This window comes from Roseibium album, assembly GCF_965233825.1.
Lineage (GTDB): Bacteria > Pseudomonadota > Alphaproteobacteria > Rhizobiales > Stappiaceae > Roseibium > Roseibium album.
In genome coordinates this window covers 2,894,864-2,917,026 of record NZ_OZ247583.1, presented here as the reverse complement: position 1 = coordinate 2,917,026, position 22,163 = coordinate 2,894,864, and the positions used below count along the sequence as shown (strand labels likewise).

General features: G+C 56.4%; 18 protein-coding genes. 9 read left to right on the top strand and 9 right to left on the bottom strand.

Annotation, left to right across the window (positions count from 1 at the left end):
• Positions 1 to 81: 81 nt before the first annotated feature.
• Positions 82 to 930, bottom strand: coding sequence for a PfkB family carbohydrate kinase (locus tag ACO6TI_RS13520; protein ID WP_422385099.1), 849 nt, complete (start codon positions 928 to 930; stop codon positions 82 to 84).
• 90 nt (positions 931 to 1,020) lie between these two features.
• Between ACO6TI_RS13520 and ACO6TI_RS13515 the strand changes: the two genes are divergently transcribed.
• From ACO6TI_RS13515 to ACO6TI_RS13490, 6 genes are all read left to right on the top strand, one after another.
• Positions 1,021 to 1,887: a dihydrodipicolinate synthase family protein gene (locus ACO6TI_RS13515; RefSeq protein WP_282044648.1), complete on the top strand. Its 867-nt coding sequence runs from the start codon at positions 1,021 to 1,023 to the stop codon at positions 1,885 to 1,887.
• Positions 1,884 to 2,537, top strand: coding sequence for a GntR family transcriptional regulator (locus ACO6TI_RS13510; protein WP_422385098.1), 654 nt, complete (start codon positions 1,884 to 1,886; stop codon positions 2,535 to 2,537). The genes ACO6TI_RS13515 and ACO6TI_RS13510 overlap by 4 nt, the downstream gene beginning before the upstream one ends.
• Positions 2,538 to 2,580: 43 nt before the next feature.
• Positions 2,581 to 3,576 (top strand): TRAP transporter substrate-binding protein DctP, encoded by a 996-nt coding sequence (dctP, locus tag ACO6TI_RS13505; protein ID WP_055111483.1) that lies wholly within the window; start codon positions 2,581 to 2,583, stop codon positions 3,574 to 3,576.
• Positions 3,577 to 3,631: 55 nt separating this feature from the next.
• Complete coding sequence (locus ACO6TI_RS13500; RefSeq protein ID WP_422385097.1) at positions 3,632 to 4,195, top strand: TRAP transporter small permease; 564 nt, start codon at positions 3,632 to 3,634, stop codon at positions 4,193 to 4,195.
• Positions 4,192 to 5,487, top strand: a complete 1,296-nt coding sequence (locus ACO6TI_RS13495) for a TRAP transporter large permease (RefSeq protein ID WP_055111479.1) — start codon at positions 4,192 to 4,194, stop codon at positions 5,485 to 5,487. The genes ACO6TI_RS13500 and ACO6TI_RS13495 overlap by 4 nt, the downstream gene beginning before the upstream one ends.
• A 298-nt stretch (positions 5,488 to 5,785) precedes the next feature.
• Positions 5,786 to 6,691, top strand: coding sequence for a sterol desaturase family protein (locus ACO6TI_RS13490; RefSeq protein ID WP_196999169.1), 906 nt, complete (start codon positions 5,786 to 5,788; stop codon positions 6,689 to 6,691).
• Positions 6,692 to 6,836: 145 nt separating this feature from the next.
• Here the strand turns inward: ACO6TI_RS13490 and ACO6TI_RS13485 are convergent, their stop codons facing one another.
• From ACO6TI_RS13485 to ACO6TI_RS13470, 4 genes are all read right to left on the bottom strand, one after another.
• Complete coding sequence (locus ACO6TI_RS13485) at positions 6,837 to 7,736, bottom strand: hypothetical protein (RefSeq protein ID WP_196877681.1); 900 nt, start codon at positions 7,734 to 7,736, stop codon at positions 6,837 to 6,839.
• Positions 7,737 to 8,092: 356 nt separating this feature from the next.
• Positions 8,093 to 10,237 carry a hypothetical protein gene (locus ACO6TI_RS13480; RefSeq protein ID WP_422385096.1) on the bottom strand — a complete coding sequence of 715 codons (2,145 nt, stop codon included), beginning with the start codon at positions 10,235 to 10,237 and terminating at the stop codon, positions 8,093 to 8,095.
• 17 nt (positions 10,238 to 10,254) lie between these two features.
• Positions 10,255 to 11,379, bottom strand: a complete 1,125-nt coding sequence (locus ACO6TI_RS13475) for a phosphatase PAP2 family protein (RefSeq protein WP_196890939.1) — start codon at positions 11,377 to 11,379, stop codon at positions 10,255 to 10,257.
• Positions 11,380 to 11,402: 23 nt separating this feature from the next.
• Positions 11,403 to 13,043 (bottom strand): hypothetical protein, encoded by a 1,641-nt coding sequence (locus ACO6TI_RS13470; protein ID WP_055111470.1) that lies wholly within the window; start codon positions 13,041 to 13,043, stop codon positions 11,403 to 11,405.
• A gap of 143 nt (positions 13,044 to 13,186) precedes the next feature.
• On the opposite strand from ACO6TI_RS13470, the gene ACO6TI_RS13465 reads away from it, so the two are divergent.
• Together ACO6TI_RS13465 and ACO6TI_RS13460 are read left to right on the top strand one after the other, a co-directional pair.
• Positions 13,187 to 13,387 carry a hypothetical protein gene (locus tag ACO6TI_RS13465; RefSeq protein WP_029063911.1) on the top strand — a complete coding sequence of 67 codons (201 nt, stop codon included), beginning with the start codon at positions 13,187 to 13,189 and terminating at the stop codon, positions 13,385 to 13,387.
• A gap of 308 nt (positions 13,388 to 13,695) precedes the next feature.
• The gene (locus ACO6TI_RS13460) at positions 13,696 to 14,535 is read left to right on the top strand and encodes a transporter substrate-binding domain-containing protein (RefSeq protein WP_104703426.1); all 840 of its coding nucleotides are present in this window, start codon (positions 13,696 to 13,698) and stop codon (positions 14,533 to 14,535) included.
• Here the strand turns inward: ACO6TI_RS13460 and ACO6TI_RS13455 are convergent.
• Positions 14,500 to 15,381, bottom strand: coding sequence for a sterol desaturase family protein (locus tag ACO6TI_RS13455; protein WP_422385095.1), 882 nt, complete (start codon positions 15,379 to 15,381; stop codon positions 14,500 to 14,502). The two genes, ACO6TI_RS13460 and ACO6TI_RS13455, sit on opposite strands and share 36 nt — an antisense overlap.
• A 146-nt stretch (positions 15,382 to 15,527) precedes the next feature.
• Here ACO6TI_RS13455 and ACO6TI_RS13450 point away from each other — a divergent pair, with 146 nt between their 5' ends.
• Positions 15,528 to 16,169 carry an alpha/beta family hydrolase gene (locus ACO6TI_RS13450; RefSeq protein ID WP_422385094.1) on the top strand — a complete coding sequence of 214 codons (642 nt, stop codon included), beginning with the start codon at positions 15,528 to 15,530 and terminating at the stop codon, positions 16,167 to 16,169.
• Positions 16,170 to 16,171: 2 nt separating this feature from the next.
• Here the strand turns inward: ACO6TI_RS13450 and ACO6TI_RS13445 are convergent, their stop codons facing one another.
• The 3 genes from ACO6TI_RS13445 to ACO6TI_RS13435 form a co-directional block, all read right to left on the bottom strand.
• Positions 16,172 to 19,570 carry an efflux RND transporter permease subunit gene (locus ACO6TI_RS13445; RefSeq protein ID WP_422385093.1) on the bottom strand — a complete coding sequence of 1,133 codons (3,399 nt, stop codon included), beginning with the start codon at positions 19,568 to 19,570 and terminating at the stop codon, positions 16,172 to 16,174.
• Positions 19,571 to 19,585: 15 nt separating this feature from the next.
• On the bottom strand, positions 19,586 to 21,001 hold the full coding sequence (locus ACO6TI_RS13440) for an efflux RND transporter periplasmic adaptor subunit (protein ID WP_422385092.1): 1,416 nt from the start codon (positions 20,999 to 21,001) through the stop codon (positions 19,586 to 19,588).
• Between the two features lie 177 nt (positions 21,002 to 21,178).
• The gene (locus ACO6TI_RS13435; protein WP_422385091.1) at positions 21,179 to 22,153 is read right to left on the bottom strand and encodes an Hsp33 family molecular chaperone; all 975 of its coding nucleotides are present in this window, start codon (positions 22,151 to 22,153) and stop codon (positions 21,179 to 21,181) included.
• Positions 22,154 to 22,163: the final 10 nt, after the last annotated feature.

Here is a 22,163-nt window from a genome sequence, read left to right as displayed (position 1 = left end):
GATGTCACCCGGCATATTGGTAACCGGATGGCGCAGATGGTTCCTGCACCCAATCCCGGCATCCTCAAAGCCGGCAATATCTCAGTTTTCGAGTTTTTCCTGGACCTCGTCATAGGTAGGAAATCGCTCCTCTCCAATGCGCGAGACGAACAGCGCCGCTGATGTGTTGGCAAATTCAACAGCGTCCGGCTCGTTGAGCCCGTCACCCAATGCAAAGGCAAAGGCACCGTGCCAAACATCGCCTGCTCCCAGCGTGTCCAGTGATGTCACCTGCGGCGGGGCAATTGTGCTCCCATCATGAATTTGCACCTCGGCTGCTCCGCGCGTCACGCACGCCCAGCATTGGTTCTGTGCTGCGATCCCGGACAACGATTTGCCACCAAAGTCAGCCAACCCCTGTTCGGAAAGTGCAAGGTGGCTGACAAAAGGCAGGAGATCCCGAGGCAATGGTGCCTCACCGTCCAGAACCGCGGGCCTGCCCCGCTGTTTTGCCACCCCAAACAATTCTATCGCCAGATTGCAGCACCGCGTATCTGCCAGAACGACGTCGAATTCGGGAACATCGGCCGTCAATTTCATGTCACGCAGATGATCCGGTCTCTGATTGACAATGGTGCGCTCACCATCAGCGGTAACGAATATTGCGGAATGGGCCGTTGCCTCGCCCCTCAGGGTTTGAACAAGAGCATCATCAATTCCACGCCGCGTCATTTGACCGCGAAGGTACTGACCGAACAGATCGTCACCTATGGCTCCGGCGAGCTGGGCCGTCCCACCCAATCGCGCAATTGTCGTTGCCGCGAGCAGCGCACCGCCACCGGGTAACAGCCGGGCAGAGCTTGCCCTGACCTTGCTGCCTTCCTGCGGATAAGCGACCAGATCGTATACCGCATCGAGAGTTATCAATCCGGCGCAGATGACGGTTGGCATGGTGGCCTCTCTAAAATTTACACGTAACATGTTAGCCTGTACATGTTTAAAATGTCATGTATTATGGAGTAGTTCAATCCAGGGAAACCGATGGCACAATTTGGCGTTCTGACAGCATTGCTGACCCCGTTCACAGATGATGGCTGCATTGACGTGGCGCGGCTTGCCACTCATGCAGCTTCGGTAGTCAGCCGGGGTGTGTCTGGCGTGACTTTGTTTGGCACCACGGGTGAAGGTGCTTCGATTGCCGCAAGCGAGCGGCAAATCGGGATCAGTGCGCTGCTCGAAACCGGCTTGTCCTGCAATCGCATCGTATTGGGTGTTTATGGGTCGGCAGCAGCGGATGTTGCGGCCCAGATTGACGAAGGAATGCGAGCCGGGATCACTCGCTTTCTGGTGCCGCCTCCCTGCTACTTCGGCAATGCTGGTGAAGATGGCGTCTTTCGGTGGTTTGCCGAGCTCCTGGCCTTAAGCAACTCACAAGCCGGGATCATTCTTTACAATATTCCTCAGGTTACCGGTGTCGGCATATCGTCGTCCCTGACCAAGCGCCTCAAGGAAGCCAACCCTGAACGGATAGTCGCCATAAAAGACAGCTCCGGTGACTGGGCAAACGCCGTTCGATTGTTGGAAAGCAAGCTGCTGCCGGTTTTGATAGGCGATGAACGCCTGTTGCACAAAGCTGTTCCAATGGGTTGTGTCGGGTCCATCACGGGCGTTGCCAATCTGTATCCCGAAAGGCTTTGCAACATCATCACCTCTTCAACCGAAGACACGATGCTTACGCAAACCGTTGACCGGATTGTGGCCCTGCCTGTTATCCCGACCCTGAAGGTGTTGTTGGCCAATGCGTTGGGTGATCCGGTCTGGGAAAACGTGCGTGCACCCCTGACCCGGTTAACGGCGGAACAGAAGTCCGAAATTCTAGCGGCGGAAGGAAAGGGCATGGCCGCATGAACAGGACCGAACGCCGCCTTCGCGATGACGCTTACTCCAGTTTCACCGAAAAGCTCCTTGCGCGTGATATTCAGCCAGGGCAGATCGTGTCTCAACGGGAACTTGTCGACCTCACAGGGATGCCCTTGGGCGCAATACGCGAGATGATCCCCCGGCTTGAGGCGGACGGTCTGATCCGCACGGTCCCCAAACGGGGTCTGCAGGTTCTCAATATCGATCTGGAACTGATCCGCAATGCTTTCCAGCTGCGCCGGATTATCGAAAGCGAGGCCTTCGCGTGTTTTTGCGAAAATGCACCGGATGCCGAGATTGAGCGCATCGCAAGCGAACACCGTAATACATTGAGTGAAGCGGAGCGCGGCGTGACGCCGGAATTACTGTCGCGTGCACAGCATATGGATTGGGCATTCCATGATTTTGTCATCGATTTTCTCGGCAACCGGATCATCTCCGACATTCACCGGGTGAATGCGATCAAGATACGCCTGATCAGAAACTCCGACACACGCATGTTGCCGGAATTGGTGGAGTCCGTAATGACCGAACACCTGGTGATCATCAACGCACTTGAGGTTCGCGACGTTGGGAAAACTGTTGAAGCTGTGCATGCTCACGTGGACAGCGCAAAACGCCGGGCCCTTGGGGTTTGACGAAGAATGCGGGAAACACCGCAATGACTGAGGAGGAAGTAAAATGAAATCGTCTTTTGTTCTTAATAGCTTAGCCGCATTGACGGCTTTGGCGATTGCCACGTCCGCAGTGGCTGACGACAAGGTTACGCTTCGCATGTCGACGCCGGCATCCGAAACCGACCAGCGGTCGGTCGCCTTGGCAGAAGTATTTGCACCGGAAGTGGCGGAATTCGCGACATACGAGCCCCATTACAATGCGTCATTGATCAAACAGAATTCGGAGCTTGAAGCCATCGCTTCGGGTGACCTGGAAATGTCGATCGCATCCGCCCAGGAACTCGCACAGTATTTCCCCGAGTTCTCGATTTTTGCGACTGGCTATGTGCATCAGGATGCCGACCATCAGGTGCGTGTTTTCAACGATCCATTGATGGACCCGTTCAAGCAGAAGGTGGAAGATGAACTGGGTGTGAAACTTCTGGCCGTCATGTATCTGGGCCGCCGTCATGTCAACTTGCGGCAAACCAAGGATGAGTTGACGGTCAAAACCCCGGCTGACCTTGCCGGTGTAAACCTGCGGATGCCGGGGACCGATGCATGGCAGTTCCTGGGCAAAGCCCTGGGTGCAAACCCGACTCCGATGGCTTTCACGGAAGTTTATACCGCATTGCAAACCGGTTCTGTCGACGGGCAAGACAACCCACTGCCGACCGTGGTGGATGCAAAGTTTTTCGAAGTCACCAATCAGATCGCACTGACTTCGCATCTGGTGGATTTGAACTACGTGGCGTTCTCAAAGGCTGTCTGGGATGAACTCACTCCGGAACAGCAGGCGAAAGTGAAAGCTGCAGCGGAAGCTGCCGCCGAAAGCGGTCGCAACGCCCAGCTTCAAAAGGAAGCTGAACTGGTATCGTTTCTGGAAGAAAAAGGTTTGGCGATTTACGAACCGGACCTGAATGCCTTCCGTGACCATGTGCAGTCTCAATATGTCGGTTCCGAGTTTGCTGCCTCCTGGCCTGACGGTGTGCTTGATAAAATCAACGCACTGGGCAACTAACCCAGGCAGGGCAAGGGTGAAGTTTCGCCCTTGCCCAAATTGGTGAACGGCAAACATGAAACAGATTGCTGCAGGTCTGAGACACGCCGCCCAGGCGGCCGCAGCGGCCATGATGGCCGTTATGTTCCTGACCTTCTTACTTCAAATTTTCATCCGTTATTCGGCACGCCTGGAGTGGCTGCCTGAATATCTTCCTTTTCTTGAACCGACGCAGTTTGGCTGGACCCTGGAGCTTTGCCTTGTCATGTGGCTTTGGCTTGTTTTTTGGGGCAATGCCTTTGTGGTTCGCGAAAACGATCACGTGCGTTTCGACATCTTGTACAGCCGGGTCAACCGGAAGCTGAGGCGCATCTTCGTGATTGTCTTCGGCTTGTGCATTGCCATTGGCCTCGCCGTTTCGATTGAACCCACCTGGTCCAAGTTCTACATACTGAGGCTCAAGAAAACCGCCACGCTCTCTTCATTGTTCGGCGACTGGATCAGAATGCGTGACCTTTATGTGGTCTACATGCTGTTTCTCGTCGCAGTCTCGGCGCGCTACTTTTGGACTGTCTGGCAGGCTTACCGCCATGGATTGCCTGAAATGCCCGAGCAAGACGGCCGGAGACAGAGCGAATGAGCATTCAATTTCTGCTGTGCCTCGGAACACTGTTTCTGCTGGCAGGCCTCGGTGCGCCGATCGCGTATGCCATCCTGGTCTCATCGCTGGTCTATCTGTTTGCTGCAGGACAAGACATCGGCCTTGCCGGAAAAGTGCTCATGGACGGGCTTTATTCCAGCTTTGTGCTTCTGGCTGTTCCCTTGTTCATCGTCGCCGCAAACATCATGAATGCAGGAACGATCAGCGATCGGCTTCTGCAGTTTTGCATCGCACTTGTCGGCCGCTTCCGTGGAGGGCTGGGCCACGTAAACATTGTTGCGTCCCTGATCTTTTCCGGAATGTCGGGATCCGCCGTGGCCGACGCGGCAGGGATCGGCAAGATCATTATCGAGATGATGACCAAAAGCGGTCACTACACGCGCGGCTATGCAGCCGCGATCACCGCCGCGTCCGCCACCATCGGGCCAATCATTCCCCCATCGATCCCGATGGTGCTCTATGCGCTCGTTTCCAACACCTCGATCGGCTATCTGTTTCTGGGAGGAATTGTTCCGGGCTTGTTGATGGGAGCCGTGCTGATGGGGCTCAACATCTGGCTGTCGCATCGCCGGAATTTCGCACTGGAGCCGGCGGTTCCCCTGGTAGAGTTGCCGCAACTGACCGTCAACGCCTTCCCGGCCCTTCTGATGCCCGCGATCCTGCTCTACGGAATTTATGGCGGCGTCACGACACCAACCGAAGCTGCCGCGGTCGCCGCCTTCTATGCGCTTGTCCTGGCAGGACTTTTCTACCGGGCCCTGTCGCTTCGTTCGCTTTACGGGATCCTCGTTGAAAGCGCGCGGTCTTCCGCGGCGGTGGGCATCGTGATCGGTGGCGCGTTGATCCTGAACTACATCGTTGCTTCAGAGAACATCCCGACACTCATGGCGGCGCAACTGGTTGGCCTCGACATCCACCCGCTGGCCTTCCTGATCATGGTCAATATTCTGCTCCTGCTTCTGGGATGCGTTCTGGATGCAACGACGATCATCCTCGTCATCATTCCGCTTTTCATACCGACATGCCGCGAGCTTGGCATCGACCTCGTTCACTTCGGCGTGGTGGCAGTCGTGAACTGCATGATCGGATTGATTACCCCTCCCTACGGCATCCTTCTGTTTGTCATCAACGCGGTCACCCGCATCCCGCTGAATGAAATCATCAGGGAAATCTGGCCTTTTCTGGCAGTGTTGCTGGCAGCACTTTCCGCGTTGATCCTGTTTCCGGGTCTTGTGCTCTGGTTACCCCGAACATTCGGTTATCTGAACTAGGTTCCAGCCTTGAAAACGAGGGGACACTTCGGAATCGCCCAAACCAGCAAACTTCGGCAGTTGCTGATCTGGTTGACGCGCCGCTCCAATAGAGCGATCACATCAGAGTTTGGACCCCATAGCGAGGCAAATTGGCCCTTGGTCTCGTGGATGCTGTTCTCAGTACGCACGAAGACGGATGCAGGGCGCTGTTGACGAGACGTCCTTAGCGCCGGCAACCCCTTAAGCCAGCCTTAACACCCCGGCCGATAAGCTGTCACAGGCGATATTTTCCTGTTGTGCAAAGGCTTGTGGCTCAATGAGCGAAGCGCTGATCAATCTTATTGCGACCTCGATCGCGGCCGTCGTTTCGGCTTTCAAGGGACTGCTGGTGCCGATCATCTTTTTTTCGCTGCTCGCGATGCTCATGCGGCGGAAAAAAGCTCTGGGCGACCTGCGCCGGGCCCTGCCTGAAATCCACCTCAACGTCAAACTCATGCTGTTTGACGCGATGTTCATTGTGCCGATGATCATCATTCTCGGCACATTCCTGTCAGAACTCGTCCGTGACAATGGTCTGAGCCTCTTATCGCTGGACACCTGGTCGGAACTGCCGGGTTGGCTGACAATACTGATCGCAATCGCGATTGCCGATTTCGTCGGGTATTGGCGGCACAGGCTGGAGCATACCTGGGTCCTCTGGCCTGCGCATGCGGTGCATCACTCCGACACGCAGATGACCTGGATCGCGGTGCAGCGCTTTCATCCTATCAACCGGTTCACAACGTTTGTCATCGACAATCTTGCGCTTTTCCTCCTGGGAGTTCCCCCATTCGCAATCGTCGCGAACGGCCTTGTCCGGCATTATTATGGCGCGTTCATCCACGCGGACCTGCCATGGACCTATGGCCCGCTCGGCCGGATTTTCGTGTCGCCGGCCATGCACCGCTGGCACCATGCGACCGACCCAAGGGCCTTCGACACCAATTTCGCAACCGTATTCTCGCTCTGGGACCAGATGTTCGGCACCTGTCGTGTTCCAGGACCCTGTGACGTTCCCACGGGTGTTACGGACAACATGAAGCAGAGCCTTCGCGGTCAACTGATCTATCCCTTTACGAAAAAGGCCTATCCGCAGATTTTTGGCAAATCGGAAGCGGCGACCGAAGCACCTGCCCCAGAACAAAATGATGTTTCCACCGGCGCCCGCAGGCTCGAACATTAAGTCTCGCCTCAAAAAAATAAGCGGCGGGGACAAGCCCCGCCACCGAACACGATTAAAAACAAATTTCAGATTAAATGCCTAGCGCTTCAGGTCCTTTCGAACCGTCGGCAAAAGATCTGGTGCGGTTGCCCGCAAAACTGAAAACTTACACAAAATGATACCCGTCAATCACGTTTCGATAGTAACCGGCAATATCCTTTGATGCCTCGACTTCGGGGTGAAATTCGTCCGTCCAGCGACCGCGAACCATGTTCCGGATATCAACCACGGTCACGTTCGGAAACTGAGAATCGACATCGTGAAGGAAGCCGTAGAAACGGTCGACGAGATAAGTCAGGATCGCGTTGATCAGTTCCTTGTCAGCTTCGAAGCGGAAATTGCGCTTTGCGAAGGGACGACCGAACCATGGCCCGTCGCTGTGTGCGACCGGATAGTCGTATCCCTGGACAAGCAACTGCGTGCGCGGCGCCTGTTTCAGGACGTGTTCGGCAATCTCGACATATCCCTTTTTCAACTTCTCCAGAACCGCCTCCAGTCGATCCATGTGCAGATAGTCTTCCGGACGATCGGACCCCAATACCGCGCTTCTGTCCTTCAGCAGCCTGGAAAGAGCGCAGCCGCCCAGCAGCTCGTTGCCGCCGCCTGAAAACACGAAATAATCATAGACACCGGTATCCACGTGAACGCGGAAAGGCTTTTGCTCGATCAGGTCGTCGAAGGTGTATCCGGGCCAGGCAGAGCTTGCTGTCTGGTAGTAACATTCGAGGATGTCGAAGAAGGTCTTGTTGTAGCCAAGATACCGTGACACCTCGATCACAACGTTGATCCAGGAGTCACCACTTGCGCAGATGCGGATCGGCGACCGGCGAATCCTGATCGGGTGCGCATCTTCTCCCTTGCCTGACGCTGACCACTCAACAGCAACCTGCTCTTGAGTAAGTGGAACACGATTGTCATCCAGAACGTGATAGGCAAGGCATCTGTTGGGATCCTTTTCATATCGCGTGTTGTTCAAGACTGTCGCTTCCAGGATGTCGGCGTACATGATTACCTCCAAAGCTTTCGTCGATACGTTGTTTGAGGAAGCAGGCAGTCGATGGGGCTGTCTTCCTCGCGTCGGGCCTCGTGGCAACCGTTTCCCGGTGCATCGTGGCCCGCAAAAATCCGTTTCAAAGCCGGACGCTCAATCTTCCCTCTTCACGGAACCACCTTTCGAGGGATACTTCTGTCGCACTTGTTTCCGTCTCCGGAACGCGTCTGTGCTGTTGCTCTGTTCTTGAGGCTATTAGTTACAATATTCATTGCGCTCACGCGCGTGAGAAAAGCGTGAATTAAGTTCCGAACAAATGAAAAAGCCCGGCTAGAACCGGGCTTTTGAGTAAATTTTCAACTTTTACTAATTCAAATAACCAGAAATTCACCTAATCGCGCGCGACCCTCGACACTTTGATCCGATAATGCAATCGATTGCACGATCGGAAGGTAATTGTCTTTTTCCGCGTTCTTGATCTCCTGGTCCGAACATCTGGCAAATGCTTCCGAAAGTCGCCTTGCAACCAGCGGCGCGGCAACGCTTGTACCCTGAACAGAAGAATAAGAACCACTGCGGGTTCCTGCCCCGACGATGCCGGGAACTATGTTCGACCGGTCAGCCCGTGCCGTGCAATCGACGCCGCCGACCGCTGGACCGGAGGCGGTTTTTCCGGCGGAGCTGAAGGTCGATGCCATCAACTCACCCCTTTCGAAACGGGATCCGATCACCGGTCGCGATCCCGCAACGACCAAAGTGGTCGCGCCGGTTGCCATCCCGTTCAGGCTGCCGAAACGTTTCACATTGCTGTCTGGTTGATCGCTCTCTTCTTCAGCACCCTTTTCGCTTACGAGGCGATAGTCTTCATCGTGAAGATAGCTCTGACGGGAACCGGTCAAAAAGGGCTCCAGATCGATATCGCGTTGCACCCAGAGATAGATCGGTTCGTGATCCCTGGGGGCCACATCTCCGCGGCTCAGGACAATCTTCCATTCACCCGCAGGGGCTGCCGGCAAGGCAGGGTCATGCGGTTCACTGGGCGCAAGCGCGATCAGGACACGCCAGCGACCGGACTTCCTGTGATTGTCGAGACTGATCTGCCCGATGGCGTCGCCTTGATGAGGTGGATCGAGCTGAATTGACTTGAAGTTTCGCGGGTCGCCATGCTGGTAAGACGGATCGGGTTTCAACGCCATTTCAGCGCTGATTTTGCCAAACGGACCCTTGACTTCAATATCAAAGTCACCGGGATCCAGCTGATCGGGAAACCATATTTCGAGGTAGTTTGACGACAGGTCGTTCGGTTGGGTTTTCCAGCTGAATTCAAAAGACCCCGACCCCAGGTGACCGGATGTGATTTCCCCGTGCAGCCGATCCTGGAAAGTGTTTCCGGATGGTATGACGATCGCGGTCGGTCTGCCCAACTGGCGCCGCTTTGCGACGATCTCATCCATCGCAGCTTCCAGTTCTCCCTCCCCGTCATGGCGACCGGCCGAGAACCCGTAACTGATATTGATGGTTACGCGAATATCCTTGACCCCGTAACCTTCAGCAATCCGTTCTGCGCGTTCAAGGATGTAATGCACGGCGGACAGCATATACATGTCCTTGCCGAAACTGGACGTGTCCCAACCATAGGTGTTGGGAAGCTGCACGGCGATCAGACGGGTTTCTTCCGGTGGGGCGTGTCCCTTGTCCGGGTTTGAGCCAGCAGCAACATCCATGACATTCGAGCCATGGGTTGCAAGCCGGTTGATGGCCGCCCCCGAACCGAACTGCTGGTCGGAAGCTCCTGCCTCTGCATAAAGCGCATCCTCATCCTCCGGGTGCTTCGCGATAAGCTGTTCAATGGTTTCTCGGGTGAACTCCCGGCCAAACAGCACACTTGGATGGTCTTGCCCCTCTTTCTTGTGTGCCGATTGCAACCAGCAGAATTCCAGTCTGGTTCTCTTGCCATCGGCAGCACGGAAATTCCGGTGAGCAAACGGGATGCCGTCGTCGATCACCCCCAACACATTAATCGTCCTTTTGGGTCCATCGCCGGTCCCGACGCCTGTATCCGGTTTCCAGTCCGGATCAGCCGTCATTCGCCTGGCGTGGCGGTGCATCGCTTCCTCTTCAACAGGAAAGGCCATGCGAAAGCGTGCCTCTCCAATCGGGTCCGACGGCATCGCTTCCGTAAGGTTCAGGGCCAAGCTGTCTGGTGCAATGCCGTCATCTGAACGGTTTTCAACAACGATCGGCCAGAAGCGCAGGGCAACGTCGTCCTCCTTGCCCCAGACGGTCGGAAGCCACATTCCGTGACCATCGCTCGCCACACTATCAAGAAGAGAATGCGGCCTTTGCGGTTCTGGATGTTCCGCCAATGCCGACAAAAAACGAACGTCGTCACCGCGATAAGCTGGAAAAGCGTAGGCCTTGCCGAGACCAAAATTCCAGGCTTCGTAGGGGCCAAGATAGTTCTTGATCGCGACGGCGTCTGCGAGACCACCGTCATTTGTGCTTGTATCGGTCATGCTCGGTTCGCCCTTTCCTAGAGGTCAAACTCATCGACCGCACTCTTCCAGAGCCATTCAAACTGGTCACTCTTGTCGACAGTGCAAAGCTCCAGTTCGGAGACACCGTGAGCGCCCCATTTGGTCGGCTGATATTGCGAGATCATGAAGTCCGACTCCGCGCGGGCTTCGTATTTCAGCCCTCGCATTTCGGTCTGCACGCCACACTTGTTCAACACCATCTCGCCAACCATCTTGCCCAGCAACGCACCGGCCCAGCTGTCGACAGGGTAATGAACCCCGGCAACCGTCCGGCTGACGGCAATGCGTTCGGCCTGTTTGCGCAGCAGGTTCTTGCGCTTGTCTCCATCGGGATAATGAGACCCCGACGCATCAATCAGTCCCTCGAGCATACGCACGACCGCGAAGGCCTCGGTCGCATGCGCGCTCGGAAAGCTGCCATGACCCGGTGTCGGGATCATTGGCAGGATCGACACTCCAATTCGGTCAGGGCGCCGAATTGCCAGATGATGCTTCACGATCATCGCAACATGCGCTGCCAGAACCTGTGTCAGGGTGATCAGTTCAAGGGTCTTGTTGTTCCTGCCGGGGATGAGACCGATTATCATTGCGAAATAAGGGGTCGGGAACCCGAGTTGCGACGTAATTTCCGCAGTGCGTTCAGGGCGCTGGTCCATATAGGAACGAACAAGGTCCAGCTGTTTGTCGAACAGTTCACCATCGGGGCGGACCACGGAGAAGAACGGCTGCAGTGCACCTCCGCCGTGAGAGCGATAGGACAGCGTCACTTCATCGGTGGGGCCTTGTTTCGCTTCCCAGGAAAGTTCGCTCATGAAATCGCTTAAATAAAGGGATGCCCGGACCCAGTCCGCCCATTTGTCGAGGTTTTCGCTCGACGAAAAATTCATTTCCCTGGATGGATGAGTGGTTCCATCCCCGGCTGCATGACTTATCGCCTGGGCACTGGTTTGCAGACCTTGAATCGTCAGAGGGTCAAGCGCTCCACTGCCTCCAAGAAAGCTGCCGAGACCGGTTGCATTCAGGTTCCCGATGCCGCCAATGCCACCGATACCTCCAATTCCGCCTATGCCGCCAATACCACCAATTCCACCGATACCGCCAATTCCACCGAAATAGGCCATGATTACCCCCTTCAATTACTCGTCTAAAAACCAACCGCCCGCAGGGCGCGCATTGCATTTTGGCCAACCTGATAGTCGGCCGCCGGGTGTGCGTTCATGTAGCCCTCAACCGAAAATGTCGGCTGCCTGCGCCGTAATTCATCTGCAATTTCCTTTGCTTCCGCAGTTCGATCCAGGAAATGAAGTGCAATAATCTTTGCACGCAACGTTGAAAGGTGTCGTTGGTTCCGCTCCAACGAACTGTTGGCGAACTGCAATGCCTTTTCGTAATCTTCTGCCGCCAGGTAAGCTGTCGCGCTCAGGCAATCGTAAAAATACCTGAAGGGATCAATGGGCGATAACTTGCGGGCCTTGTCGACCGCATGAACCGCTTGTTCACCTGAATCCTGAAACGCGTAGAGCGCTCCGCGCAAAAGCCACGAGAGTGCCTCATTCGGATTCTGGTCAAGTGCAATTTCGTAGCGGTTGGATGCCACATCCAACCGTCGCAGCAAGTTGTTGTGTGCAAAACCGTCGATTGTCATGCAGAACGCGTTTTCCGGATCGATATCAAGCGCCTTGGTAGTACTGCCAACGGCACTCTTCGTGTCTTTCGCCGGATCTGAACTCCAACCGTTGATGACACTCAGGACGTGCCATTTGCCGCGCCAGGCATGCACCTCCGCCGACCGTGGCGATCGCCTCAGGGCCTCATCAAGCAATTCGCGTGATTTCGCGAAATCACGCAGGGTCGAACGATGCATCAGGCTTACGCTTGCCATCAGAAGCTTGTGGTCGGCGATTTCGCTGATCGGCCGACCGCGAACATAGCGCAGCGTGTCGGAAGCAATGGCATTGCCGACGGATGTCACGATGTTGGTCAGGCCCTGACCGGCATCACTTATAAAGTCATTCAGCTTTCCGCTGAACTGCCGGGTCCACAAAATGCGCCCGGTCTCGGCGTCCAGAAAATCGACATCTGTAATAACTTCGTCGTTGATCTGCCGGATGCTTCCTGCCACGCAATAATCAACTTTCAGCTTGGAACGGATGACCTCGATATCGATCCGGCGTCCGGCAAGTGAGCGACTGGAAAAATGCGATATGACCGCCAGGAGGTTCGTTCTGGAAAGCGAACGGCAAATCTCTTCGGCAAACCAGTCTCCCAGTATCGTCAGCTCGGGATTGCTTTCAATGCTGAGCAACGGCATCACCGTTACCGTCGGCACAGGCGGTCTTGGCAACGCGGAGGTTGGCGCGCGGAACAGCGCATGGATCTGTTCAGGGTTGGCTCTGACCGAATCACGCCACTCCTCAAACAGGGGCGCAGGCACGTCGAGGCCTTCCAGGAACGTCCCCTGTCCGGGTTGACCCGCGAAGACGACGTTGCTCAAATCAAGTGTGACTTCAGAATTGTTGGTGTTGATGAGCTGACTGTAATATGGCCCCATTGCAGACTTGATGTCCGACAAGGCGCGCCGCAGGCTTTGCCTGCCCGTATCATAACAGGAGGCTCCCCAAAGGGTTTCCTGCAGGAAAGTCCGGCTTCTGCAGCCATGAGGCGCCGTTGCAAGCAACGCGAAGATTGCACGGTGCTTCTTGCCTGTGATCTCGAACGCCCCGGGCTCAAGCGAGCGGACGATACAGGAACCGAACAAACTGATTTCCAATAACTTTGCGCGCATGCCCCATCGCCTCGAGAAAAATACGTATTCTATAGAACAGCAGTTATAGCCTCTATCCAACCGCTTCACACTTTTTTCACACTCGTGTCCAGCCAACTCCCTCTAAACTCACGCAGTGAGGAACAGAACCGCGAGCAAGAAAATTGTCTGAAAAAAGCTCTATAATTGATGATGTGTCCGATGTTGTTGATTTTTTCCTGGCCTGGAACAATCATCGTGAAACCGTATTAAAAATTTCTGAGATGGATCAACTGGATAGCGAACAGAAAAAGACCCTACACTGGCTGGTCAAGATGGCTGACCGGGTCAGTCTTACGGACCTGGAGAAGGATGAGCTTCACTAAACATTGACGCTCCTTTTCCCAGTTCGGTGCGTTTGGTCAGCGAATACCTGTTCGGCGATCTGCACGTGCCAACACGGTGCGATGCGGACGAAGCCGGCTGATTGTCACGCAGACCGGATGGAGCCGCGTCGCTGACGTCGTTGTCCGTGTTTGTGATCTTGTGCCGAGATCAAGGGAACCTATTTTTCTGACGCACGGTGTCGGTTTCCGCTATGATCTGCTGAAAGAAAGGCGACTCGCCTGCCCCGGTCACATGGACAGTCGCCCGAAACCATGACAAGCAACCCGGTCTCACGAGCTCAGGTTTCATGAAGCAATTTCAGGTCGCGTCCCTGTTCGCGGTATTTGTTGTTTTTCTGCTTCCGGCTTCCGGTTACGGACAGTCCGCAGATGTCCGCGTTCCGAACTTCTGGGATCCCAAGGCTGTCCATGACAGGCCAAATTCAATTCCGGACAAGATCCAGTTCCTCGCAACCGACAACTATCCCCCCTTCGTGTTCCGCGACCCTCAAGGCAGGTTGACCGGGTTCAATGTCGATCTTGCCCGCGCCCTTTGCCAGGAACTTGGAAGTTCCTGTGCGCTCAGGATCAAAAACTTCAATGTGCTTTTGTCTGCACTTGACGAGGAAGAAGGCGACGCCATCATTTCCGGCCTCTCGCGAAGCTTACCCGCAACGCGCCGGCTGAATTTTACCGACGATTATCTCAAACTTCCCGCAAGATTCGTTGTCCCGAAAGAAGACACCAAAGCGTTCGACGAACAAGCCCTTGCAGGCAAAAGCATTTCGGTCGTGTCAGGATCACGGTACGAGGCATTTGCAAAACGTTTCTGGCCCGGTGCAGACATACTCGGACTGGACTCCGTTGCCGCCGCCCGTGCGGCGGTCAAAAACGGCGAAGCGGACGCGCATTTCGGTGACGGCCTGGGTCTTGCCTTCTGGTTGCCCAGCGAGGCGGCGGAGGGGTGTTGCGACTTCGTCGGCGGCCCCTGGCTGGAGCCTGGATACTTCGACCAGGGCATGGCGATAGCGACCAGACCGGAGGACACCGAGCGTGCCGCCGCGCTCAACTACGCGCTCAGACAATTGCAGCAAAAAGGTATCTACCGCGAGTTATACCTGCGTTATTTTCCCTTCAGTTTTTACTGATGCCTTGTCCGCACTTTCGGCCTTGTCGCCCTCATCTTCCTTGATCCGCCTGTTTTCAAGAAACGGAATGACAAGACTGAATGGCAGCTTGTGCGCGTTGGGGGTCAAAGACGGTCCGAGGCCGATTTCCATTGCCTGGTGTCCTTTTTCGGGTTCCTCGACATATGTTCCGAAGAGCCTGTCCCAGATGGAGAGATAGAAACCGTAGTTTGAATCGGTTTCCCGTCGTATCACGGAATGGTGGATCCGGTGCATGTCCGGTGTCACGATCAAAAGGCGCAGCAGCCAATCGAAGCCTTTCGGAATCCGGATGTTCGCATGCCCGAAAACCGCGGACGCGTTCAGCACGATTTCAAAGACCAGAACAGCTTCGACAGGTCCGCCAAGGGCGACAATCACGAGGCCTTTCCAAACGAAGGAAAGAAGGATCTCGATCGGATGGAACCTGAGCGCGGTTGTGGCATCGACTTCGCTGTCCGCATGATGAACGCGGTGAATGCGCCAGAACAACGGAACCTTGTGCGAGGCCACGTGCTGGGCCCAGACGGCGAGGTCCAGAACCAGGAAAGTGACAATCCCGGCGAGAAGACCGGTCAAACCCAGCAAGCCGAAGAGACCCCAGCCATTTTCCTGCGCCAGAAGCGCCAGTCCAACCCCACCAATTGGAAAAATCAGGCGCACAAGAATGGAATCGAGGAGGATAAGGCCCCAGTTGGTAGGCCAGCGTTTAAGCCGGCCGTTTTCCATTTGACGCCTGGGCAGTCCCGCTTCCAACAGGGCCATGACCAGAAAAATTCCGCCAAAACAGGCCATGCGCAGCTGGTTGATGTCGAACTGTTCAAACATGCCGTCTCTCTTCCGGAAGGTCCCGAAGCCGCTTGCAACATCCAGCAAGGAACGATAGGGCAAACAACATGGACATCATCTAGTTCTTCATTCCTGAAAGTATAGTCCGCATTCCCTTATTTGAAGCTGCGACAGATCACATCACCATGAGCAACCTAATCTGGAACCGTACCGACACCTCTCCCATAGCCACGCTTCTAATGGCGCATGGCGCCGGTGCACCGATGGATTCCGCCTTTATGGAAAAGCTGGCCGGAGCACTTGCGGCAGAAGGCATTGCCGTTGCGAGGTTCGAATTTGCCTATATGGCCGGTCGGCGAACGGGAGGTTCCAAGAAGCCCCCGCCGCGCGCTGACAAACTGATCGGTGAATTCCAGACTGCGCTACAATCCTTGTTGTCGGGCACGGAAGGACCGCTTTTTCTCGGCGGAAAATCCATGGGTGGGCGCGTTGCGGCGATGCTCGGCGGTGGCGGCTCCCTGCCTGCCCGGGTCAAGGGCATCTGCTGTTTCGGCTATCCCTTCCACCCGACAGGCAAGCCAGACGCGGATTGGCGCCTGGCCCCGCTCGAAGAGGCAAAGCGCCCCGTACTGATCCTTCAAGGCGACCGCGATCCCTTCGGTTCGAAAGCCGAACTCGACGCTGTTGCACTGCCCGAACACGTCTCCCTCACCTACCTGGAAGACGGCAATCACGATTTTGGTCCGCGCGGAAAATCTCCAGCAACGCTCGACGGCAATATCCGGGCAGCGGCGGCGGCAACGGCGACCTTCGCCCTGTCGCACTGACGTCACTCGGCCGGAGTAAGGCTCCGTCCGTCTCCAGACCCTGGATGCTCCTGTCGCCTTCGGCTCAGAAAGACTATTCTGCCGATATCGTCGCCGATCATGACCAACGCCGGAACCAGGACAAGAACCAGGGCTGTCGCCGTCGCAAGGCCGAAGACAATGGTGATTGCCATCGGCAACAGGAATTGCGCCTGAAGACTGGTTTCGAACATCAGCGGTAGCAGACCGCCGATCGTGGTCATCGAGGTCAGCAACACGGCACGCAGGCGATCGCAGCTGGAACCGATTGCCGCCGTATCAATTGCTTCGCCAAGTGACAAACGCTCCTCGAATCGCGCGACCAGAATTATCGAGTTGTTGACCAGAATTCCGGCCAGTCCCAGAAGGCCGATCATACTGAGGATCGTGAGGTTGAAGCCCATCAGATAGTGGCCGACAATCGCGCCGACGATTCCGAAGGGAATGATCGACATCACAACGATCGGCCTGGAGTAACTGCCAAAGATCGCCGCCAGAATTATGTATATGCCAGCGACGGCCATCATGACGCCTGTCAGGAGGTCCGAAAAGGCGTTGGACTGTTCTTCCGCACGGCCCGCAAACGAGTATTCCAAGCCGTATTTCTGAGTAAGTGCAGGCAGGAATTCCGCGCTGAGTTCGGCAATGATCTGGTTGTTCGACGTGATCGTGCTGTCCACGTCCGCGACAACCGAAACCACGGTTCCACCGTCTCGCCGCAGGATAACGGAAAACCCTTGTGCGTCCGTCAGGTTGACCACCTCTGTCAACGGAACGAATTCGCCAGCCGGGGTCCGCACAGACAATTGCCGAAGCGCCGCCGTTCCGTCCGCGCCGAAGACCTGCTTCACCCGGACGGCAACTTCCTCGTCACCTTCGGCAAAACGTCTTGCAATATTGCCCTCAAAGGCATTGCGGATCTGCCGGGCCGCACTTTCCACGGTGAAGCCGAGCGCACGCCCTCGTGGAGTGAGTTCCACCAGCAGTTCCGGTTTGCCGAAAGGAAGATCGTCTTCGACTGCGCTTGTGCCGGGAAATGCAGAAAGTTCCTCTTGCAATTCCTCAGCGGCGGCTTTGAGGTCCTGCAGGGAAGCCCCCGTCAGGCGTATATCGAGATCCCGGCCTGGAGGCCCTCCCCGGCGCTCTGCGACCGCTATGCGCGATGTGCCGGGAATGGACGGGATTGCTTCTCGCCAGGCACGAACGATATCAGGTGTGCGGACAGTCCGGTCCTCCGAACGACTGAGCTGAACCGTGATGTTGGCAACGTTGTCGCCGCGGTTGTTTCCGGCCCTGCCCAACGTGGCATAGGTGGCTTGGACAAGCGTTTCACCGTTGTCACGTGTCAATCCGGCTTCCGCGTCTTTCAGCGCCTCTTCGATCCTGCCGATACCTGCAATAGCTTCCGTTTCGGGGATCCCTGCATGGAAGAAGATCGACGCCGTCAGGTTTTCCGCCTCCGGAGACGGGAAGAACGTAAAGCCGACCCGTCCACCGCGTACCAGGCCCACCGCAAGGACCATGGCTGCGATCGCCACGGCCAGCGTGGCATAACGCCAGTGCACCGCCACGGCAACAAAGGCCCGGAATGGATAGTCGCGCACCCAGTTGAAGCCCGTATCGAAGCCCCGGCGGAACCAGCTTGGCCGGTCGGGGTCTTCCTGCCTCTGCTTGCTCCGACGCAGAGCCATGAGGAGTGATTCCAGCGCCAGCGCCAAAACGAAACAGACACTGACGACAATCATCTCGAATACGAAAACGCCTGCCGTGTCCCTGAGACTGCGGAGCGGATCATCGACAATATCGAGGTAGGGAGGAACTGAAATATCCGGTTGTGCGACCAGCGCGCTCAGAAAAAACGCCGGAACACCCGCCACGATCACAACACGCCACCAGCTCCATCCAGGGCGACTGCCAAGGGCATGCGACAAGTGACCCGGCAGAACAAGGAAACATTCGATCAGGGAGGCGATTACCACCGCGACCACGACAACCGGCAAAGTTCCCATAATCTGGCCAAGCACGTCACTCACCAGAAGAATCGGCAGAAAGGCTGCAATCGTGGTGAGACTGGCGGCAAAAATCGGTGCAAGCATCGTGGTCGCACCGTTGACAGCGGCATCGCCCGGACTGTCGCCCATGCTCTGGCGCGTTGCCGTGTGTTCGCCCACGACAATGGCGTCATCGACGATCACGCCAAGCATCATGATGAGCGCAAACATGGAGATCATGTTGATGCTCTCGCCCATCAGCCACATGATGCCGAGCGTCGCCATCATTGCGACCGGAATTCCGGCTGCGACCCAGAGCGCGATCCGCGCATTCAGGAAAAGAAAGAGGATAGCAACGACCAGAACCAGGCCCGTCAGACCGTTTTCAACGAGGAGTGAAATCCGACCCTTCACCGCGTCTGCGCGTACATCGTATTTCAGGATCTCAAGCGTCTGCGGCAATTGCCGGGAGACGTCGTCAAGATAGTCATCGACAATCTGGGCAGCCTTCAGCGTGTCGGTTTTTTCCGTCCGCAGGATTTGCAGTTCGATCGCCCGCGTCCCCTTCGAAAAGCCCTGATTTTCACTTGAATCAAAGTCCCGGACAACAGTGCCGATATCTTCAACACGCGTTTTTTCGCCGGATGCAAAGGACTTGACCTCGATCCTGCCGACCGCTTCCGGGGACCGATCCTCGGACAGGGCCCTGATCTGCCGCTCGACTGCGCCGTCGAGATTGCCGGCAGGAAGATCAATTGTATTGCCGGCGATCCGTCCCGCAATGTCGGCTATGGTCAGATCCAGCCGTCTGAGCTCGCGCTCCGGAATTTCAACCAGATATTCCGGGGACCGGTAGCCGTAGAGTTCAACCTTGTCGATGCCCCGCGCAAGAAGATCGTCACGGATCTGGCGGGCAAAGACCTTGAGCGCTTGCTCCGAAAACGGGCCACGCAGTGCTATTGTTGCGACGCCGTCTGTGAATGTGGAGGCGGATACGACAGGTGTTTCGGCATCGAGTGGCAGCGTCGTGACGCCTGACACGGCCTGTTCCACATCGGACAGCGCTTGCTGCATATTGGTGCCTTCGATGAATTCCATCTGCACCGATGCGGCCCCTTCGCGGCCATAGGACACGATTTCATCAAGCCCGTCGATGAACCGCAGTTCAGGCTCGATCACCTCCAGAATATTGGCGGCAACGTCTTCCGCGCTGGCACCGGGCCAGGAGATGGAAACGGAAATCCTGTCGGTTATGACCGTCGGGAAGAATTGCGTGTTCAGCTTGGCCAGGCCGTACGCACCGAACAAGACCATGACCGCCATGATCAGGTTCGCTGCATTCGCGTGGCGAACGATCAGTTCAAGGAAACCGCGGGATCGAATTTCTCTCATCGCGCAACCCTTCCGTTACTCGGTCTCGGATTTGCGGTTGTTCGCCGTCTGAGGAGCACCGTCCTGAGATCCTTCTGGCTGCTTCGCGACGTCATTCACAAGCAGGCCGGAGCCGGCTTCGGGAATGCGTGTCGTCAGCAAGGTTTCACCGGACTGAAGATCACCGCTGACCAGTATGAAGCCGTCATCAATCGCCAGCGCATCGACCTGGCGCGGCCTGAGCCTTCCGTCTTCAATCACATAGACCGTGCCTTCACCGTAATAGGCTGTCTCGGGAATCCGAAAACTGTCCCGATACGTCTGATCCGGTAACGAGATCTCTACAAATGCACCCGGGCGAAGCGGCACGGTCGCGTTTGCGCTGTCGATCGTTGCAATGAGATCCACACCACCACGTGTGCTGGCGACATCGGCGCCGATCCGGCTCACGGTTGCGGGATAGGTAACCGCCGCATTGCCGAGGTACCAGATCACTTCAACCGGGCGATCCACCACAGTGCCGCTCTCGGCAAGCAGGCGTCCATACTGATTGTCGGAAAGGGTGAAGCGGACTTCGAATTCGTCGCTGCTGTAAAGCGCAACGACAGCATCATTGACACTGACAAGTCGTCCCGGTTCGGCTGCTTCCGTGCGCACAATCGCATCGAATGGGGCGCTCAGGATGGTGTTGTCCAGTTGCCGCATGGCATTTTCGAGGCGCCACTCGAGACGTTTGACCGTAGCCTTTTGCTGCACCACCTTTGCTTCTTCGAGCGCAAGCGTGTTCTGGGTCTGCTCGACCGACTGCTGGCGTTGTGACACCAGCAGCTTGCGGTCATCGACCGTTCGTTCCGTGACCGCGCCACGATCGACCAGTTCTTCAGCGCGCTTCAGGTCTCTTTGAGCAAATTCCAGCTGTTCGCGGGCGCGAAGCACGTTTGCCCTTTCAAGTTCGACCCGGCCTTCACTTTCCACAAGCCCTGCATTTGCTTCTGCAAGATTGGCTTCCGCTTCGGTCACGGCGCCTTCATAGTCAAAGCGGTCAATGGCGACAAGCACATCCCCTTCCGAAACATGGCCACCCGCCTTCAGATTTGGATGGACACCGACAACCTCGCCGCCGACAAGGGCGCGCAATTCGACCTCACGCCCAGCCGTGGTTTCACCGAACACGTTGATGTCCGGCGCAAAATCGCCCTGCGCCACGGTGACGGTTTCAACGGCATAGCTTCGTTCCTGAATCGGGCGCTTGGGAACATCCGGCTTTGTCGCGACCAGGGTGTTCATGCCCATGAACGCACCGATCAGTATCGCGAAGGCAATCAGTGCCTGAAGCAGCGCCTTGAGAACGAGCAAGGTGCGCCGCCAGCTACCGCCTGGCTGCGGGTCGGAAGGCGGGAGGATTTCGGAAGCCGGTTCATTTCCGGATTCCTGAGGCAAGGATTGCAACATTATCGGCGCACCGGAGCTTCTTCGTTCTGATCGGGTTAAATACTATCACGCATGCAAATAGATTTTATTCGCAGTGCAAAATTCAAGACCCGAATACGCCTAAGCAGGAAAATTGGCACCCGCAAAATTGTAACGAAGTGTGTCCGACTGTCCATGATTGCAAACGAACCGCGGTCTTCAGCCGTCGAATTCGTACTTCGCGTTACAAAACTCGCAAGTCACGACGATCCGGCCATCAACGGTCATTTCGTCTTTTTCCTCGACGCTGAAGCCTGACAGGACACCTTCGATCTTTTCCCTGGAGCAACGGCACTTGTCCGACAACGGCTGCGGATCGAACAAACGGACGCCGCGTTCGTGGAAGAGGCGGAACAACAGCATTTCGACGCTGACTTCCGGGTCGGTCAGCTCAACGTCCTGCACGGTGTCGACGAGCGCCTTGGCTTCCACCCAGGCATCGTCCTCCTCCATTTCGTGCAGCTGTGTCCCTTCCGGGGCATCTCCAGGGTCAATATCCGCCTGCCTCAATCGCTCCGGCGCCTCCGGCAGGAACTGAATGAGAATGCCGCCCGCGGTCCAGGTTTTGGAGTGGCCCTCACCTTCGTTGCGGGTGTAGAGCTCGCCGACACCGAGCCGGACTTCCGTCGGGATCTGCTCGGACCGGTCAAAATAGCGCCGTGCAACCTCTTCCAGCGAAATCCCGTCCAGCTCCACCAGCCCCTGATAGCGCTGCATGTGCTGGCCCTGGTCGATTGTCATGGCAAGATGGCCGTGACCAAGCAGTGCTTCCGGTGTTGCCTTGCCGGCCTTCACCAGCGCTTCGACACGCCCGGTATCGAATGTGGCGCAAGCGCGTATCGCATCGGGAGACGCAAAGTCAACAACCAGCATCGACACTGGTCCCTGGGTCTGGGTCTGCAGTGTGAACCGGCCATCGAATTTCAGGGATGTCCCGAGCAAGCTCGCCAGAACAATCGCTTCGGCCAGCAGGCGCGAAACCGGCTCTGGATAGTCATGCCGTTCCAGGATGCTTTGCAGAACCGGACCGAACGCGACCGAGCGGCCGCGCACGTCCAGACCTTCGACGGCAAAGGGCCGGACAGCGTCCAGCCCTGCGGGTGCAATACCCAGTTCCTCAAGATTCAGTGCCACGTCGGCCTTG